Raw genomic sequence first — 18719 nt, 5'->3', positions numbered from 1 at the left:
TAGTGGACTTGTTACAACAATTGTCCGGGGTGCGATATGTCGCTGGAAACGTGGTTAGCTTTTTTCGCGGCCTGCTGGGTAATCAGCCTGTCGCCGGGGGCAGGGGCGATTGCCTCAATGTCTTGCGGTCTGCAATACGGCTTCTTGCGGGGCTACTGGAACGCGCTGGGCCTGCAATTGGGGCTGGCCCTGCAAATTGCTATTGTTGCCGCCGGTGTCGGGGCCATACTCGCTGCGTCATCCACCGCGTTCTACGCGATCAAATGGTTCGGTGTTGCCTACCTCATCTACCTCGCGGTCAAGCAATGGCGTGCGCTACCCGCCGACCTCAGCGATGACACCACCATACGCCCCATCGGCAAACCCCTGGCACTGATGTTTCGCGGGTTTCTGGTTAACGTCAGCAACCCCAAGGCCCTGGTTTTCATGCTGGCGGTCTTGCCTCAATTTGTAGATCCGCACGCGCCTTTGGTGAGCCAATACCTGACCCTGGGCGTGACCATGATCTGCGTTGACCTGATTGTCATGGCCGGCTACACCGGGCTGGCCTCCAAAGTGCTGCGCTTGCTGCGTACCCCCAAACAGCAACGGCGAATGAACCGCACCTTTGCGGGTTTGTTCGTGGGGGCAGCCGGTTTTCTAGCGACATTGCATCGCGCCACCACTTAAAAATCTTGAGTCGCGGTCATGGGAAGTGAACAATGTGTTACTTCTCATTTCCATTCCGGAACAATTCATGACCGCCCGCTCGCGTTTCTTGACCTGGCTGATCGTGCCAGTGCTCGCGTTGTGCAGCTTTAACGCATCTGCCAACTCCCCCGAGGGCGCCTCACAAGCGCTGCACCTGATCGACTACATTGGGGCTGACTATCCGCCGACGGTTGAAGATGGCAATGTCATCGACGAGACCGAGTATCGCGAGCAGTTGGAATTCTTGTCGGTGCTCAAGGGCTTGATTGCCGACTTGCCAGATCGCCCTGAGCATGCCGAGCTGGTGCAGGGCGTCAATGCATTGCAGGCCGCCATTGAGCGGCATGACGATGGCACCAGTGTGGCCCGCGCCGCGCGTCAGCTAGGGGCCAAGCTGGCGGCGGCTTACGAAGTCAGCCAAGCACCCGTTATCACCCCAGACCCGGCTCGTGGCGCGACGTTATATGCGCAGCAATGCTCGGTATGCCACGGCCAAACCGGTGCGGGCGATGGCCCGGCCAGCGTCGGCATGACACCGTCACCCGCCAATCTGCGCGATGCGGTGCGTCTGGATCGTCTGAGTCTTTACGCCATTTTCAACACCTTGACCCTAGGCGTTGAAGGCACCGACATGCCGTCGTTTGCCGACCAACTGGACGAGCGCCAGCGCTGGGATCTGGCGACCTATGTCGCAGGGTTGAGTGCCGATCCGGCAGCGGCCAAAGCGGATAAAACCTACAACCTTGCCGACCTTGCCCGTCAAACACCCAATGAAGTGCTGGCAGCCGAAGGCCCGCAAGCGGCGGCAACCTTCCGCGCCCAACGGGCCCAGCCACCGCAGGTCAAACGTGGTCCAGCGCAGTTGCTGGACTACACCGGAGCAACCCTCGACAAAAGCTTGGCCGCTTACCGCGAAGGTGATCACGAGCAAGCGTATGACCTATCGGTAGCCGCGTATCTGGAAGGCTTTGAGCTGGTTGAAAGCTCCCTGGACAACGTTGACAGCACTGTGCGCAAAAATACGGAAAAAGCGCTGATGGCGTATCGGCAATCGTTGCAGGACGGGCTGCCGATTGCACAGGTTGAGCAACGCCTGCAGGCGGCTAAAGCCTTGCTTAAAGAGTCGGCCGGATTGTTGGGCAGCGACGGCCTGAGCTGGTCATTGAGCTACATCTCCGGTTTATTGATATTGCTGCGCGAAGGGCTGGAAGCGATTCTGGTGCTGGCGGCGATTCTTGCATTCTTGCGCAACACGGGTCAGCAATCTGCGGTACGCAGCGTCAACGCAGGTTGGGCCTTGGCATTGGTGGCGGGTTTGGCAACGTGGGCCTTGGCTGCCTATGTGATCGACGTCAGTGGTGCCCAGCGAGAGCTGCTCGAAGGTTGTACCGCCTTGTTCGCCAGCGTCATGGTGCTGTGGCTGGGTGTTTGGATGCATGACCGGCGTCATGCCGCGGCGTGGCAGGATTACATAAAAAGCAGCCTGGTCAGCGGTGGCGGTCGATTTGGCTTTGCCATTCTGGCGTTCTTCTCGGTTTACCGAGAACTGTTTGAAGTCATCCTGTTTTACGAAACCCTGTGGCTGCAAGCTGGCCCGGCCGGGCACAATGCCGTGCTCGCGGGTGGTGCAACCGCATTAGTGCTGTTGGTCGGTCTGGCCTGGGTCATTCTGCGCGGCTCAGCCAAATTGCCGCTGGCGCTGTTTTTTGGCATCAATGCGGCATTGCTGTGCGCCTTGTCAGTCGTGTTCGCGGGGCATGGAGTGAAGGCCCTGCAAGAAGCCGGTATTTTCGGCACGCGGCCCGTGGCGTTCTTCGAATTTGATTGGCTGGGTATTCATGCGGACGCCTATTCGCTGGGCGCTCAAGTATTGGCGCTGGCGGCAATTGCGGTGCTCTTCGGGCGCAGCAAACTGGCTGAAAGACGCCGGGTGAGTGCCTCGTAGCAGTTGCCGGGGGCGACGTCCGATTGCGTAGCGATCGTAAACCCTGAGTTCCAGGTTTCCCGGCACACCGAGGACCCTGGCTTTACGACAGCTTTGCTGCCGGACGCAGCCTTCGGCAGCTGCTACGGACGCCGGTTGTCGGCCCATTAATCACATCAGGAGTACCCACCATGCGTGTCTGGATCGACGCAGACGCTTGCCCAAAGGCTGCGAAGGATCAAGTGATCAAGTTCGCTCTCAAGCGCCAGTTCGAAGTGGTGCTGGTGGCAGGTCAGAGCCAGGTCAAGCCCACGTACGCTCTGGTCAAACTGATCGTGGTGCCCAGCGGCCCCGACGCAGCGGATGACTATCTGGTGGAGCATGCCGTACCCGGTGAGTTGGTAATTTGTAGCGATGTGCCGCTGGCTGACCGCTTGGTAAAGAAAGGCGTGGCGGCACTGGACCCTCGCGGCAAAGAGTTTGACCCGCAGAACATGGGTGAGCGGTTGGCGGTGCGTAACCTGTTTACCGACCTGCGGGAACAGGGCCAGATGGGCGGCGGGCAAGGGGCTTATGGCGAGCGCGAAAAACAGGCGTTCGCCAATTCACTTGATCGGATTCTGACCCGACTGATGCGGGGCTGATTATTCCTGTTGAGTCAGTTCCAGTACACGGTCGACCATTTTGTTGATGCCTGAAGCCGCTTCGCTAATGGAGTTGGCGAGCATGTAGGCGGGTGTGCTGACGAGTTTTCGAGCGCTGTCTTCAACGATTTCAGACACGTCACACTCCTTATGCTCGCCGCCCATTTTGCTGATAGCAGCCGCTGTGTCGGCGTCTTTGCCAATGGTGCAAATCACACCCGGGCCATAGATTTTGGCGGCAATGGCAGGTGAGATGCACATCAACCCAATCGGCTTTGCGGCTTCGGCAAACGCTTCGGCCAGCGCCAGCACCTCAGGTTGTACGGCGCATTCGGTGCCCTTGAAGGCGAAGTTCGACAGATTTTTGGCTGCACCAAAGCCGCCCGGAACGATCAACGCGTCGAACTCTTCGACATTGGCCTCGCTAATATCTTTGATATCCCCACGGGCGATACGCGCCGACTCAACCAGGACGTTGCGCGACTCCGGCATTTCTTCGCCCGTCAGGTGGTTAATCACATGATGTTGCGCAATGTTGGGTGCGAAGCACTGAACCTTGGCACCGCGTTGATCCAGGCGCAGCAAGGTAATAACGCTCTCATGAATTTCAGCGCCGTCGTAGACACCGCAACCGGAGAGAATCACGGCAACTTTTTTCTGAGTCATATGGGAGGTCTCCTTTGGACATGGCCCTAATGTCGCCGGATTCGGCGCGTGAAGCTATAGGGCTTTGTACACCGCCAGCGCTTGCATCATCAAGGCGGCGGTGTCATCCGGGGGAGTTGACAGGTCTATTCGGAAGGCGGGGTGTCAGTGGTTGCAGCGGCTTTGTTTTTTTCTTCCAGAGCCGTCTGTTTTGCAATACGGGCATTTTTGATGCGGCGGCGTATCCACAGGCACACACCGAGCAGAAGCAGAGCGCCAAGCACCCATAGCTCGTACTTTTTAACGCTGCCCAGCAGGCCCTCAAGCACTGCTCCGAAGTGGTAAGCCGCGGTCGCCAGCGCGATGGCCCAGATGGCTGCGCCAATACCGTTGAGCAGTAAATAGCGACCCGGCGGATAGCCGGACAGGCCAATGGCCACAGGCATGACCGTGCGCAGGCCGTACACGAAGCGGAAGCTCAGTACCCAGATGTCGGGATGCCGGCGGATGTGCTCCAGCGCCTTGTCGCCCATCAGCTGCCAGCGCGGCTTGCGCGCCAACAATTTGCGGCCGTGTTTACGCCCCAGGAAATACCACAGCTGGTCGCCGGCATAGCTGCCGAGGAACGCCACAATCATGACCAGTTTGAGGTCCATGTATCCGCGGAACGCCAAGAAGCCTGCGAGAACCAGAATGGTCTCACCTTCAAAGAACGTCCCCAGAAACAGGGCGAAGTAGCCAAATTCTTGAAGAAATTGTTGGAGCATTGTCTGGAAGCTGGCGAAATTGAACGCGCAGCCTACGCCTTAAGGCACGTTCAGGAAAGTCTCGGAAGGTCTCTTGTTGTTAACAATTCCTACAAATGATGACTATTTGACCTACATCATAGGCGTTGTCATCTAGTGTTCATGGTGCGTCGGTATAAAGGGCGCGCGCAGGTGCGGGCGTGTTTAACACGAACAAAACCGACAAATTGTCCTCTAACAGGCTCTGACTCGCACAAAGCACCTTCGAGCGGTTTAAACCCACCGGCGTTGGTGGCATTCTGGCAGCTTGACCGCATGCGCCGCTTAACTGTTACGAGAGTCAACCCGCTCTTACAGGAACATTCAATGAATACCGAAGGACTGACAGAAATCGCTGCTACCGAGGCCCAGCCTATGGTTGAGCCGGCCCCGCAAACGCCAGCCGCCCAGGACACCCAAGCTCCGGCGGTGGCGGAAACACTTGCGGCGGCGCACCCAGTGATCGCCATTCCGAGCCTGGATGACAGCAGCCTGTATATCCATCGCGAACTGTCTCAATTGCAGTTCAATATTCGCGTGCTGGAACAGGCGCTGGATGAGTCCTATCCCTTACTGGAACGGCTGAAGTTTCTGCTGATTTTCTCCAGCAACCTGGATGAATTTTTTGAGATTCGTGTCGCAGGCCTGAAGAAACAGATCACCTTCGCCCGTGAGCAGGCGGGCGCTGATGGCTTGCAGCCGCATCAAGCGCTGGCGCGGATCAGTGAATTGGTACACGGTCACGTTGATCGCCAATACGCGATCCTCAATGACATCTTGTTACCTGAACTCGAAAAACATCAGGTGCGCTTTATTCGTCGGCGCCACTGGAATACCAAGATCAAAGCATGGGTTCGCAAATTTTTCCGCGACGAAATCGCACCTATCATCACCCCTATCGGCCTGGATCCGACGCACCCGTTCCCGCTGCTGGTTAACAAAAGCCTTAACTTCATTGTTGAGCTTGAAGGTATTGATGCCTTTGGCCGTGATTCGGGCCTGGCGATTATCCCGGCACCGCGTTTGTTGCCGCGAGTGATCAAGGTGCCTGAAGAGGTTGGCGGTACGGGGGACAACTATGTGTTCCTGTCGTCGATGATTCATGCCCATGCCGATGACCTGTTCCAAGGCATGAAGGTTAAGGGCTGCTATCAGTTCCGACTGACCCGAAACGCAGACTTGTCTGTCGACACGGAAGACGTAGAGGACCTGGCTCGCGCCCTGCGTGGCGAGTTGTTCTCTCGTCGTTACGGCGATGCCGTGCGTTTGGAAGTGGCGGATACGTGCCCTAAACATCTGTCCGATTACTTGCTCAAGCAGTTCAACCTGCACGAAACCGAGCTGTATACGGTCAATGGCCCGGTCAACCTGACACGACTGTTCAGCATCACCGGGCTGGATAGCCACCCGGAACTGCAATACACGCCATTTACACCTGCGATTCCCAAGCTGTTGCAGAACAGTGAGAACATTTTCAGTGTGGTGAGCAAGCAGGACATTTTGCTGCTCCACCCATTTGAGTCGTTTACCCCGGTAGTCGATTTGTTGCGTCAGGCGGCCAAAGATCCGCATGTGCTGGCCGTGCGCCAGACGCTCTATCGAAGCGGCGCCAACTCTGAAATTGTTGATGCGCTGGTTGATGCTGCGCGCAACGGCAAAGAAGTGACGGCAGTGGTTGAGCTGCGTGCGCGCTTCGACGAAGAGTCCAATCTGCAACTGGCTAGCCGTCTACAGGCTGCCGGTGCGGTAGTTATTTACGGTGTGGTCGGTTTTAAAACCCACGCCAAGATGATGCTGATTTTGCGTCGTGAGGCGGGCGAAATCGTCCGCTATGCGCACTTGGGCACGGGCAACTACCACGCCGGTAACGCCAAGCTTTACACCGACTACAGCCTGCTGACGTCGGACGATGCGCTGTGCGAAGACGTTGGCAAGCTGTTCAGCCAATTGATCGGGATGGGTAAGACGTTACGCATGAAAAAGCTGCTGCATGCGCCGTTTACCCTGAAAAAAGGCATGCTCGACATGATCGCCCGCGAAACGCAGTTCGCGGTGGAGGGCAAGCCTGCGCACATCATTGCCAAGTTCAACTCGTTGACGGACCCGAAAATCATTCGGGCGCTGTACAAAGCCAGTCAGTCGGGCGTGAGAATTGACCTGATTGTGCGTGGAATGTGCTGCTTGCGACCTGGGATTCCAGGCGTTTCGCACAATATCCACGTACGCTCGATCATTGGTCGCTTCCTGGAGCACACACGGGTGTTCTACTTCCTCAATGGCGGCGAGGAGCAAATGTTCCTGTCGAGTGCTGACTGGATGGAACGCAACCTCGATAAACGCGTGGAAACGTGCTTCCCGGTCGAGGGTAAAAAGCTGATCCTGCGGGTTAAGAAGGAGCTGGAGTGCTACCTGACGGACAACACCCACAGCTGGATTTTGCAGTCCGACGGTCGTTATGTGCGTAACACACCGACCGGCAATCAGAACCCGCGTAGCGCACAGGCTACCTTGCTTGAGCGTTTGAGCCTGCCGGTGTTGACGGTCAGCACCGGCCCGTCGGTGTAAAGGCCCAGCTCCGTAGCAGCTGCCGCAGGCTGCGTCCGAGTGCGAAGCGCTCGTAATCCCTGAAGTCCCGGTGAATGTGAAACACCGCGATATCAGGCTTTACGGCGGTTTCACCGCCGGACGCAGCCTTCGGCAGCTGCTACGGGACGCAGGTTTTCAAGACACCGTCAGCACAATCCCGACTCGGGTCAGCCATTGTGCTTCTTGCTCGAAGTCGGCTTGAGTCAGCGGATTTTGTGCCAGCCAGCCCTCTGGGAATATCACTTCAAGGTGGTCGCCGTGGGCGCGCAGTTTGACTTGCGACGCCTCCTGATTACCCCGGATGTGATAGAACAGAATCGCAAAGCGCAGCAGCACGCACAGGCGAATCAGCTTGATGCCGTCTTCGCCAAATTCGGCGAATTTATCTTTTGGAATGTTACGTCGATGGCCGCGCACCAGCAGCGCGAGCATTTGCTGGTCTTCGCGTGAGAAACCGGCAAGGTCGGAGTGCTCGATCAGATAAGCGCCGTGCTTGTGGTAGTGGTAATGGGCGATGTCCAGACCGACCTCATGCACTTTGGCTGCCCAACTCAGCAGCTCACGCCACACACCGTCCTTGAGGTCCCACGATTTGGCCACTTGATCGAAAGCCCGCAGGGCTTTGGCTTCCACCCGCGCCGCCTGTTCGCGATCAACGTGATAACGATCCATCAGTGAGCTGAGGGTGCGCTCACGAACGTCTTCGTGGTGATGGCGACCCAGCAGGTCGTACAGCACGCCTTCACGCAGAGCGCCGTCGCAGTGGTCCATGCGTTGCAGTTCAAGAGAGTCGAAAATGGCTTCAAGAATGGCCAGGCCCGCCGGGAAAATAGTCCGGCGATCCGGTTTGATACCTTCAAAGTCGATTTTGTCGACTTCGCCCAGCTTGAACAGTTTGCGTTTTAGCCAGTTCAAGCCTTCAGCATTGACTTCGCCACTGCCGTGCCCACCCGCTTTGATTGCCAGCCCGATGGCCCGAACGGTGCCCGAAGAACCGATGGCTTCATCCCAGCCCAAACGGTGCAGCGCGTTTTCGATGCTCATGATTTCGAGGCGCGCCGCAGTATAGGCCTGAGCGTACCGCGCCGGGGTGATCTTGCCGTCGCGAAAGTAACGCTGAGTAAAACTCACGCAACCCATTTGCAGGCTTTCGCGCAGCAGTGGCTCGAAGCGCTGGCCAATAATGAATTCAGTGCTGCCGCCGCCGATATCGGCGACCAGGCGTTTGCCCGGCGTGTCTGGAAGGGTATGCGACACGCCCAAATAGATAAGACGGGCTTCTTCGCGACCGGAAATAACTTCAACGGTATGGCCCAGGATTTCTTCGGCGCGCACGATAAATTCATGACGGTTACGGGCTTCACGCAAGGCGTTGGTGCCCACGATACGCACGGCACCCAGTGGCATGCCGTTGATCAGTTGGGCAAAACGCTTCAGGCAATCAAGCCCGCGCTGCATGGATTCTTCGTTGAGCTTGCGCTCTTCGTCGATGCCCGCAGCTAACTGAACCTTTTCACCCAGACGTTCGAGAATACGGATTTCACCGTTCTGCGCTTTTGCCACCACCATATGAAAACTGTTGGAACCCAGATCAATGGCGGCGATCAGGGGCGGACTCTTGGCTTGGGATTGGGGCATAGTTGAGAAGTCTCGGTCGATAACGTCGCCATCGTGCCACGATCAAAGGCTCGCGCCAACGCGTAGTGTCAGATGCGTTGATATGGAACACGTAAGCAAAGACATTAGCTGTTCCCGGATAATTCGTTTTTCTTATTATCGGATACGAAAATGCCTACGCGATGTGGGCGAGTCTCAGGCCAGGTTCACCGTACCGATAAAATTCGCCAGTTCCGGGGTCTGGGGGTTAGCAAACAAGGTCTTCGGGTCGCCGACTTCGTGGACTTTGCCTTGATGCATAAACACCAGCTTGTCGCCGACTTCCCGGGCAAAGCGCATTTCGTGGGTGACCATGATCAGCGTCATGCCTTCTCGGGCCAACTGGCGCACGACACTGAGCACCTCATTGACCAGTTCAGGGTCCAGCGCTGAGGTGATTTCGTCACACAGCAGCACTTTGGGGGACATGGCCAGTGCCCGGGCAATCGCCACTCGCTGTTGCTGGCCCCCCGACAGGCGCTCGGGAAAGGCATCAAACTTGTCGCCAAGCCCGACCCTTTCCAGCATCTCGCGTGCCAATACAGCCGCTTTGGCCTTGGGTACTTTTTGTACGACTTGCGGGGCCAGCATGACGTTTTCACCCACACTGAGGTGAGGGAACAAATTGAACTGCTGAAACACCATGCCGACCTTCTGGCGAAGGCTGCGCAAGTCGGCGCGGGCGGCATCCAGGTATTCGTCATCGACTTCGATGACACCGTCGTTGATGGACTCCAGGCCATTCAAGGTTCTGAGCAGCGTACTTTTACCCGAACCGCTGCGCCCGATGATGGCGACGACCTGGCCTTGTTCGACGGTCAGATCAATGCCTTTGAGGACATGATGATCCCCGTAATATTTATGCAAAGCAGTCACTCTAAGCAGAGGCATGCAGTTTCCTTTCCAGATAGCGCGCACTGAGCGACAAGGGGTAACACAGCAGGAAATAACCGAGCGCAACCAGTCCATACACCATAAACGGCTCGAAGGTTGCGTTGGCCAGCATGCTGCCGGTCTTGGTGAGCTCGGTGAAACCGATGATAGAGGTCACGGCGGTGCCTTTGATGACCTGCACCGAAAACCCCACGGTGGGCGCAATGGCCACGCGCAAGGCTTGCGGCAAAATGACGTAGCGCAATTGCTCCAGTGGGCTAAGCGCCAGGCTGGCCGAGGCTTCCCATTGCCCTTGGGCTACCGATTCAACACAACCGCGCCAGATTTCGGCCAGATACGCGCTGGTAAAAAGCGTCAGGGCCAGTGCAGCTGCCATCCACGGTGAAATATCGATACCCAGCAAGGCGATGCCGAAGAAGATCAAAAACAATTGCATTAACAGCGGCGTGCCTTGAAAAAGCTCGATATAGCCGCGTGCTAGAGCACCCGCGAAACGGCTTTTGGAGATGCGCATCAGCAGTACCAGCAAGCCGATCACACCGCCGCCAACAAAGGCGGCCAGCGACAGCCCGACGGTCCACTGCAGGCCGATCAGCAAGTTGCGCACGATGTCCCAGAACGTGAAATCCATCAACGACTCCGGGTCAGGTAGCGGCGGCCAAAAGCGTTGAGCAGTTGGCGAATCAGCAAGGCCATAAACAGATACACGAGCGTGGTCAGCGCATAGGTTTCAAAGGCCCGAAAATTGCGCGACTGAATGAAGTTGGCAAAAAAGCTCAGCTCTTCAGTCGAAATTTGCGAACACACGGCCGAGCCCAGCATGACGATGATGATCTGGCTGCTCAGTGCCGGCCAGACTTTGGCCAGCGCCGGTTGCAGCACGACATGGCGAAAAGCTTCAAAACGGCTCATGGCCAAGGCCGAGGCGGCCTCAAGCTGACCTTTGGGGATGGCTTGAATGCCGGCGCGTATAATTTCCGTTGAATAAGCGCCGAGGTTGATCACCATCGCCAGCACGGCGGCCTGCCACTCACTGATATGCAGGCCCAACGCGGGCAGGCCGAAGAAGATAAAGAACAACTGCACCAGAAACGGTGTGTTGCGGATCAACTCGACATAAATCCCGAACAACGTAGAGAAAGGGCGGATGTTCCACGCCCGTGCCAGTGCACCGACGATGCCGAGACCAACGCCCAGCACTGTCCCTATGGCCGTCAGCTCGAGCGTGAACAGGGCGCCGCGCAATAACAGGTCGCTGTTTTGCAGGACCGGCATGAAGTCGAGATGATAAGCCATGATGAAACTCGTCGAAATCAATCAGAGGTCAGCGGGAAGCGGCTCTTTAAGCCACTGCATCGCGTTCTTTTCGAGACTGCCGTCGGCTTTGGCAGCGCTGATAATCTGGTTCACCTTGCCCAGCAGTTCTGGCTGGTCTTTGTTGACGCCAACATAGACAGGTGAATCCTTGAGCTTGAGTTTCATGGCCGGAATGCGCTTGGGATTGCGTTCGCTGATGGCCACCATCACCACGTTGCCGCTGGCAATCAGATCAACTTGACCGGCCAGATAAGCGGCAATGGTTGAGTTGTTATCTTCAAAGCGTTTGATGGTGACGCCTGCCGGGGCCACGTTAGTTAACTCGATGTCTTCGATGGCACCCCGCGTCACGCTGATCGTCTTCCCTTTTAAATCGTCCAGCGTCTTTATGTCAGCGTCTGGTGGGCCGAATACGGCGAGGTAAAAGGGGGCGTAAGCACGGGAAAAGTCGATGACCTTTTCGCGATCCGGGTTTTTGCCCAGGCTAGAAATAACTACGTCGACTTTGCCGGTTGTCAGGTAAGGCACGCGGTTAGTGCTGTTAACGGGGGTCAGTTCCAGTTTGACCTTGAGCTGGTCGGCCAACAGTTTGGCAGTGTCAATGTCCAGCCCGCGAGGCTTCATGTCAGGGCCAACCGAGCCAAACGGTGGGAAGTCTTGAGGCACTGCGACTTTAAGCGTGCCCCGTGCCATCACGTCTTCAAGGCCATTGGCGTGGGCGGGGGCCTGACTCAGCATCAGGCTGGCGAACAAGGTGCAAATCAGGGCGCTGTAGCGCTGGGTCATGGCACGTCTCCGAAAACAGGCAGGGGAAGGTCTGCATTGAGCAGAGCACAGGCCATGCCAAGAGCCGTTCCAGTGATTGTTTGCCCCTGTTCAGGGTGCTCCCGCGCCGGTTAAGGTCCGCAATGGTGCGTAGGTAAAGGTGAAGTCGCACCTTAATTGTGCGCGCCATGATCCTTGTAAAGCGTGATCGATGCGTTTGATTGCGCACCACTATAGTAAGAGTCAATCACCACTCAGCTTCCTGAACGCGTTGATGACGGCTATGATGTGCTACGTTTTTGCTTACAACCACGGAGACTTCCATGAGCAGCGATCTTATTAAACACGTCACCGACGCTAGCTTTGAGGCCGATGTTCTCAAGGCTGAAGGCGCTGTATTGGTCGACTACTGGGCTGAATGGTGCGGCCCTTGCAAAATGATCGCGCCCGTTCTGGACGAGATCGCCGAGACTTATAAAGGCAAGCTGACTGTTGCCAAACTGAACATCGATGAAAACCAGGAAACTCCGGCCAAGCACGGCGTACGGGGTATTCCTACTCTGATGTTGTTCAAGAACGGCAACGTTGAAGCCACCAAAGTAGGTGCTTTGTCGAAGTCGCAGTTGGCAGCATTCCTCGACGCAAATATTTAAGCGTCGATATAAGCCCCGCTAAATGCGGGGCTTTTTCATGGCTCAAGGACTAGACGCTATGAAACTCAAGTGGTACATTCGGCCCCGCACTGGTTTCTCCACTGCCCCCTGCAAGCCGTCGCCGACGCACTCCTTATCGAATTAGTACGCGATCCTGTCGCCTTCTCTGCGGCGCGGCCTCATTAAGCCCAAAAGCTTAATTTCCCTCCCCATAAATGATTACGTCATTCCTATATGAACCTGACTGAACTCAAGCAAAAGCCGATTACCGAACTGCTCGAATTGGCCGAACAGATGGGCATAGAAAATATGGCCCGTTCGCGCAAGCAGGACGTGATTTTCTCCCTGCTCAAAAAGCACGCGAAAAGCGGCGAGGAAATCTCCGGTGATGGCGTGCTGGAGATTCTCCAGGACGGCTTCGGCTTCCTCCGTTCCGCTGACGCTTCGTACCTGGCCGGCCCGGACGATATTTACGTCTCGCCTAGCCAGATTCGTCGCTTCAACTTGCGCACTGGCGACACTATCGTCGGCAAAATCCGTCCGCCAAAAGAAGGCGAGCGGTACTTCGCACTGCTGAAAGTCGACACGATCAACTACGATCGTCCAGAGAACGCGAAAAACAAGATTCTCTTCGAGAACTTGACTCCGCTGTTCCCGACCGTACGCATGAAGATGGAAATCGGTAACGGTTCCACCGAAGATTTGACCGGCCGCGTGATCGATCTCTGTGCTCCGATTGGTAAAGGTCAGCGTGGTCTGATCGTTGCTCCGCCAAAAGCGGGCAAGACCATCATGCTGCAGAACATCGCGTCGAACATTTCGCGTAACAACCCTGAAGTGCACTTGATCGTGTTGTTGATCGACGAGCGCCCTGAAGAAGTAACCGAAATGCAGCGCACCGTTCGCGGCGAAGTGGTTGCTTCCACCTTCGACGAGCCACCAACCCGCCACGTGCAGGTTGCTGAAATGGTGATCGAGAAGGCCAAGCGCCTGGTCGAGCACAAAAAAGACGTGGTAATCCTGCTCGACTCCATTACCCGTCTGGCCCGTGCCTACAACACCGTCATCCCAAGCTCCGGCAAGGTGTTGACAGGTGGTGTCGATGCTCACGCCCTTGAGAAGCCAAAGCGTTTCTTCGGTGCTGCGCGAAACATCGAAGAAGGCGGCTCGCTGACCATCATCGCTACCGCGCTGGTTGAAACCGGCTCGAAAATGGATGAAGTGATCTACGAAGAGTTCAAAGGCACTGGCAACATGGAACTGCCTCTGGATCGCAAGATCGCTGAAAAACGCGTCTTCCCGGCAATCAACATCAACCGCTCCGGCACACGCCGCGAAGAGTTGTTGACCGCTGATGATGAACTGCAACGCATGTGGATTCTGCGCAAGCTGTTGCACCCGATGGACGAAGTCGCAGCTATCGAGTTCTTGATCGACAAGCTGAAACAGACCAAGACCAACGATGAGTTTTTCCTGTCGATGAAACGCAAGTAATACGGTTTCTCGAATAAAAACGGCGCCCATACAAGGGCGCCGTTTTTTTATCAAAAAAAGGAAGGTTTGTGCCCAACGCGGGTCAATAAAAATAATGTACTAACGGACTACAAGCTTTATGACTTCTCTTGTTTATCGCAGAGACATTGATGGTCTGCGTGCAGTGGCTGTGATTGCCGTTGTGTTGTTTCACTTTGGTGTACCAGGATTCTCAGGCGGCTTTGTAGGCGTCGATGTGTTCTTCGTTATCTCCGGCTACCTGATTACTTCGATCATCTGGCGTCAGCGCGAAGCGGGACGTTTCAGTTTTGTCGAGTTTTGGGCGCGACGCGCACGGCGCATTCTTCCCGCCTTGTTTGTGTTGCTGGCTGCCGTGCTGGCGGTGGGCTGGTTCCTGATGGCGCCCAAAGACTATGAAGAACTGGGGCGCTCAGTCCGTTATCAAGTGATGTTCGTTTCCAACCTCCTGTTTATGCGTCAGGACGGCTACTTTGATGCGGCCAGTGATTTAAAACCGTTGCTTCATACGTGGTCATTGGCCGTTGAAGAACAGTTTTATATTATTTTTCCGCTGGTCCTGACTGTACTCTCCAGCCGTTTCAAACACTGGCGTTTGATAGTACTCACCCTTTTGTTGGTGTCGTTCGGGCTCAGTGTGTGGGCCGTTGCGCATCATCCAGAAAAGGCATTCTTTCTATTGCCTATGCGTGCCTGGGAGCTGCTGGCCGGTGCCCTGCTGGCAGTCGCTCCTGCGGACAAGAAACGTCTCACTTCCACAGCGGCACAGTGCATCAGTCTGCTGGGCCTCAGTTTGATCCTGATCGCCGTATTGGGTTACGACAAACACACGCCTTTCCCCGGTGCAGCTGCCTTGCTACCGGTGTTGGGAGTTATTGCTCTGATTTGGGCCAATGAGCATCACACCACGTGGGTGGGCCGCGTGTTGAGTATGCCCGCCATGGTGGGACTGGGTTTGATTTCCTATTCCTGGTACTTGTGGCATTGGCCGGTATTTGTATTCGCCAGTTATATCAGTGTGGGTCAGTTCAGCCCTTGGCTAACGGGCGCGTTGATCGTACTGACACTGATCCTCGGTTATGCCTCATGGCGCTGGGTCGAAACGCCGTTCCGGGAGCGTCGCCTGTTGGCGAAACGTCGCCAGATATTGACTGCGGCCGGTCTTGGTATTTTGGTCTTGGGTTTGGCAGGGCAGGCCCTGCGCTGGACTGATGGTTTGCCCTCGCGCCTGTCCGAGCAAGCCTTGCACTTTGCCAAAGCCAGCGAATGGCGACCGGAGTTGAAGGCGTGCATCACCGATGGCAAGCAGCCGGTCGATACACCGTTTTGTCGCTACGGCAAGGCAGCCGATGCACCCGCTCAGGTGCTGGTATGGGGCGACAGCCACGGCACGGCGCTGATTCCGGCACTGCAAGCCAGCGCTGAACAGCATGGGGTCAATGTTCTATTGGCCAGCTCGGCGGGTTGCTTGCCCCTTGAGGGGCTGGAGTACGGCGCCCGCTGTGCCCATGACAACCTCCGTGCCGAGCGCGCTCTGCAAACCGACACCATTTCTGATGTGATGCTGGTGGCGCGCTGGAGCCTCTACCTCTATGGCGATGCCAAAGGTGATCATGAGCATGCCCTGCACGATAGCAATGGCCGCTATGACCGCGCCGCTGCCGAGCAGCGCTTCGCCCAAGGCTTGCGTGCCAGAGTGGGGCAGTTACGCAAGGCCGGTTATCGCGTGTGGCTGATGAAAGAGGCGCCTTTGCAGCCCTTCAATCCGCCTTACCGTTTGAGTCGTTTGGCGATGTTGCACCAGCCGATCGACGATGTGGGAATGCCGGTGCAAGACCACCTTAAACAAAAAGCGTTTATCAACACCTTGTTTGATCAGATCGCGGCAGAAGATCCTGCCGTCAAGGTGCTGGATCCGACACCGCAGTTGTGTGACGCTGCCGGATTTTGCCGCGCTGAAAAGGGCGGTAACTCCTTATATACCGACGACAATCACCTCTCTGAAGCAGGGGCTCAATTGATGATTCCTGTGTTACAGCCGCTGTTCGAGGGGCTGTCAGCAAAAGGCTCGTCGGACTTGGGCAATGCCAATACCGTCCGTTAAGCAGCGATAAGCTGCCAGCGGCGGGTATAGCAGGTAGGATGTACGCCTATTTTGAGGGTGCCAACGTCAATGAAATTCAAGGATCTTCGGGACTTCGTGCAGCAACTGGAACAGCGCGGAGAGTTGAAACGCATCCAGATTCCTGTGTCTCCAGTGCTGGAGATGACCGAAATCTGCGACCGCACGCTGCGCGCCAAAGGCCCGGCGTTGTTGTTCGAGAACCCGACCGGCCACACCATTCCAGTGCTCGGCAACCTCTTTGGCACACCCGAGCGCGTGGCGATGGGTATGGGGGCGGAGTCTGTCAGCGAACTGCGGGAAATCGGCAAGTTACTGGCGTTTCTAAAAGAACCTGAGCCGCCGAAAGGTCTGAAAGACGCGTGGTCCAAGCTGCCGATCTTCCGCAAGATCATTTCCATGGCCCCGAAAGTCGTTAAAGACGCGGTGTGCCAGGAAGTCGTGATAGAGGGCGACGATGTCGACCTCGCCATGTTGCCGGTTCAGCATTGCTGGCCCGGTGACGTGGCGCCATTGATTACCTGGGGCCTGACTGTGACCAAAGGTCCGAACAAGGACCGACAGAACCTCGGCATCTATCGTCAGCAAGTGATTGGCCGTAACAAGGTCATCATGCGCTGGTTGAGCCATCGCGGCGGCGCGCTGGACTACCGTGAGTGGTGCGATAAACACCCCGGCCAGCCGTTCCCTGTTTCTGTTGCTTTGGGTGCAGACCCGGCGACGATTTTGGGCGCAGTAACGCCGGTTCCGGATAGTTTGTCTGAATATGCCTTTGCCGGCTTGTTGCGGGGCAATCGGACCGAACTGGTGAAATGCCGAGGCAATGACCTGCAAGTGCCAGCCACTGCCGAGATCATTCTTGAGGGCGTGATCCACCCGGGCGAGATGGCCCCTGAAGGTCCGTACGGCGACCACACCGGCTATTACAACGAGGTCGACAGCTTCCCGGTCTTTACCGTTGAGCGCATCACTCATCGGGTCAAACCGATCTATCACAGCACTTACACCGGCCGTCCGCCTGACGAACCGGCGATTTTGGGTGTGGCATTAAACGAAGTATTTGTACCCATCCTGCAAAAGCAGTTCCCGGAAATCACCGACTTCTATCTGCCGCCTGAAGGCTGCTCGTACCGCATGGCCATTGTGACCATGAAAAAGCAGTATCCGGGGCACGCCAAGCGGGTAATGCTCGGTGTGTGGTCGTTTTTGCGCCAGTTCATGTACACCAAATTCGTGATCGTGACCGACGACGACATCAATGCTCGCGACTGGAATGACGTGATCTGGGCCATCACCACGCGCATGGATCCCAAGCGCGACACGGTGATGATCGAAAACACGCCCATCGACTACCTCGATTTTGCCTCGCCGGTTTCCGGTCTGGGTTCCAAAATGGGGTTGGACGCCACTAATAAATGGCCGGGTGAAACCACCCGTGAATGGGGCCGAGTTATCGTCAAGGACGAAGCTGTTACCCGCCGGGTCGATGACATCTGGAATCAATTAGGAATAGATTGATGCGTGTAACCTTGCAGCCTTCAGGTGCGGTGTTAGAAACCCTGCCTGGCGAGCGAATTCTGGATGCGGCGCAGCGCTTGGGCTATGAATGCCCACAGAGCTGCCGCAATGGTAATTGCCACGTCTGTGCAGCCTTGCTGGTTGAAGGTCAGGTTGAGCAGGCGGGGGAAGTGCGCGATCACGGCGAGGTGTATACCTGCCTGGCAGCACCCCTTGAAGACTGCGTAGTACTGTGGGATGGCGTGCTTGCGTTAGGAGAAATACCGGTGCGAACACTTGCGTGTCAATTGGTCGAATGTGTCGAAGTGGGTGGTGATGTCTGGCGTGTGCGTTTACGTGCCCCGGCCGGCAAACTCCCGCGTTATCACGCTGGTCAATACGCGATGCTGACGCGCGAAAATGGTGAAAAATCGGCCTTCTCACTGGCCAGTGCACCGCACTCCGGCCGTGAGTTGGAGCTGCATGTTCTGGCTCGTGAGGCCAGCTCGATCAGCTTGATTGAGCAATTGCAGCGCAACCAGATGGTTCGACTTGAGCTGCCCTATGGCGATACCCATTTGGCCGAGTTGCCAGACGGTCCTTTGGTCTTGATCGCGGCCGGAACCGGAATGGCGCAAATGCACAGCCTGATCGAGCACTGCCGAGAGAAAGGCTTCAAGTACCCGGTGCACTTGTACTGGGGCGTGCGTCGTCCCGAGGACTTTTATGGCCTGCAAGAGTGGGAAGCCTGGCAGAACACCCCCAATTTGTTCCTGCACAAAGTCGTCAGTGACCTGTGTGGCTGGGAGGGTCGATGTGGTTTGCTGCATGAGGCCGTGTGCGAAGACATCAGTGATTTAAGCGCTGTGCATGTTTACGCAAGTGGGTCTCCGGCCATGATCTACGGCACCCTCGACGCGTTGGTCAGTGCTGGTATGGACCCGCATCAAATGCGTGCCGATGTGTTCGCCTACTGTCCACGCCCTTGAAAACAGTGCAGGCAAGCCTTACGTTCAGCGCATAACGCCT

At 56.5% G+C, this 18719-nt stretch carries 16 protein-coding genes; 9 read left to right on the top strand and 7 right to left on the bottom strand.

The annotated features are described in order from the left end of the window. Nucleotides 1-36: 36 nt before the first annotated feature. The 3 genes from FJD38_RS09530 to FJD38_RS09520 all read left to right on the top strand — a co-directional run bounded on the left by FJD38_RS09530 (nucleotide 37) and on the right by FJD38_RS09520 (nucleotide 3258). A complete protein-coding gene (locus FJD38_RS09530) occupies nucleotides 37-669 on the top strand; it encodes a LysE family transporter (RefSeq protein WP_122785350.1) in 633 nt (210 codons plus the stop codon). Nucleotides 670-736: 67 nt separating this feature from the next. Then, on the top strand, nucleotides 737-2635 hold the full coding sequence (locus FJD38_RS09525; protein ID WP_146385033.1) for an FTR1 family protein: 1899 nt from the start codon (nucleotides 737-739) through the stop codon (nucleotides 2633-2635). Nucleotides 2636-2805: 170 nt separating this feature from the next. Then, the gene (locus tag FJD38_RS09520; RefSeq protein ID WP_122785348.1) at nucleotides 2806-3258 is read left to right on the top strand and encodes a YaiI/YqxD family protein; all 453 of its coding nucleotides are present in this window, start codon (nucleotides 2806-2808) and stop codon (nucleotides 3256-3258) included. Here the strand turns inward: FJD38_RS09520 and elbB are convergent, their stop codons facing one another. Both elbB and FJD38_RS09510 read right to left on the bottom strand, forming a co-directional pair. Further along, nucleotides 3259-3924: an isoprenoid biosynthesis glyoxalase ElbB gene (gene elbB, locus FJD38_RS09515; RefSeq protein ID WP_122785347.1), complete on the bottom strand. Its 666-nt coding sequence runs from the start codon at nucleotides 3922-3924 to the stop codon at nucleotides 3259-3261. Nucleotides 3925-4049: 125 nt separating this feature from the next. Then, on the bottom strand, nucleotides 4050-4670 hold the full coding sequence (locus FJD38_RS09510) for a DedA family protein (RefSeq protein WP_122785346.1): 621 nt from the start codon (nucleotides 4668-4670) through the stop codon (nucleotides 4050-4052). Between the two features lie 345 nt (nucleotides 4671-5015). Between FJD38_RS09510 and ppk1 the strand changes: the two genes are divergently transcribed. Beyond that, complete coding sequence (gene ppk1, locus FJD38_RS09505; protein WP_122785345.1) at nucleotides 5016-7253, top strand: polyphosphate kinase 1; 2238 nt, start codon at nucleotides 5016-5018, stop codon at nucleotides 7251-7253. A 156-nt stretch (nucleotides 7254-7409) separates the two neighbouring features. On the opposite strand, the gene ppx is transcribed toward ppk1, so the two are convergent. From ppx to FJD38_RS09480, 5 genes are all read right to left on the bottom strand, one after another. Beyond that, nucleotides 7410-8912: an exopolyphosphatase gene (gene ppx / locus FJD38_RS09500; RefSeq protein ID WP_122785344.1), complete on the bottom strand. Its 1503-nt coding sequence runs from the start codon at nucleotides 8910-8912 to the stop codon at nucleotides 7410-7412. A gap of 174 nt (nucleotides 8913-9086) precedes the next feature. After that, nucleotides 9087-9821, bottom strand: a complete 735-nt coding sequence (locus tag FJD38_RS09495) for an amino acid ABC transporter ATP-binding protein (RefSeq protein ID WP_122785343.1) — start codon at nucleotides 9819-9821, stop codon at nucleotides 9087-9089. After that, complete coding sequence (locus tag FJD38_RS09490) at nucleotides 9808-10458, bottom strand: amino acid ABC transporter permease (RefSeq protein ID WP_208727508.1); 651 nt, start codon at nucleotides 10456-10458, stop codon at nucleotides 9808-9810. The genes FJD38_RS09495 and FJD38_RS09490 overlap by 14 nt, the downstream gene beginning before the upstream one ends. Next, nucleotides 10455-11120, bottom strand: a complete 666-nt coding sequence (locus FJD38_RS09485) for an amino acid ABC transporter permease (RefSeq protein WP_146385029.1) — start codon at nucleotides 11118-11120, stop codon at nucleotides 10455-10457. Before FJD38_RS09485 ends, FJD38_RS09490 begins: the two co-directional genes overlap by 4 nt. 21 nt (nucleotides 11121-11141) lie before the next feature. Beyond that, nucleotides 11142-11927 (bottom strand): transporter substrate-binding domain-containing protein, encoded by a 786-nt coding sequence (locus FJD38_RS09480; RefSeq protein ID WP_146385027.1) that lies wholly within the window; start codon nucleotides 11925-11927, stop codon nucleotides 11142-11144. Nucleotides 11928-12229: 302 nt separating this feature from the next. Here FJD38_RS09480 and trxA point away from each other — a divergent pair, with 302 nt between their 5' ends. The 5 genes from trxA (at nucleotide 12230) to FJD38_RS09455 (ending at nucleotide 18679) form a co-directional block, all read left to right on the top strand. Beyond that, complete coding sequence (trxA, locus tag FJD38_RS09475) at nucleotides 12230-12559, top strand: thioredoxin TrxA (RefSeq protein ID WP_016783018.1); 330 nt, start codon at nucleotides 12230-12232, stop codon at nucleotides 12557-12559. 234 nt (nucleotides 12560-12793) lie between these two features. Continuing rightward, nucleotides 12794-14053: a transcription termination factor Rho gene (gene rho / locus FJD38_RS09470; protein WP_003438291.1), complete on the top strand. Its 1260-nt coding sequence runs from the start codon at nucleotides 12794-12796 to the stop codon at nucleotides 14051-14053. Between the two features lie 118 nt (nucleotides 14054-14171). After that, entirely contained in the window at nucleotides 14172-16175 is a 2004-nt protein-coding gene (locus FJD38_RS09465) for an acyltransferase family protein (protein WP_146385025.1), read from the top strand. A gap of 69 nt (nucleotides 16176-16244) precedes the next feature. After that, entirely contained in the window at nucleotides 16245-17711 is a 1467-nt protein-coding gene (ubiD, locus tag FJD38_RS09460) for a 4-hydroxy-3-polyprenylbenzoate decarboxylase (RefSeq protein ID WP_122785339.1), read from the top strand. Next, entirely contained in the window at nucleotides 17711-18679 is a 969-nt protein-coding gene (locus tag FJD38_RS09455) for a CDP-6-deoxy-delta-3,4-glucoseen reductase (RefSeq protein ID WP_122785338.1), read from the top strand. Before ubiD ends, FJD38_RS09455 begins: the two co-directional genes overlap by 1 nt. Nucleotides 18680-18719: the final 40 nt, after the last annotated feature.

This window comes from Pseudomonas saxonica (assembly GCF_007858365.1).
In the GTDB taxonomy this organism is placed as follows: Bacteria; Pseudomonadota; Gammaproteobacteria; order Pseudomonadales; family Pseudomonadaceae; genus Aquipseudomonas; species Aquipseudomonas saxonica.
This window is presented reverse-complemented; position numbering and strand designations above follow the sequence as displayed.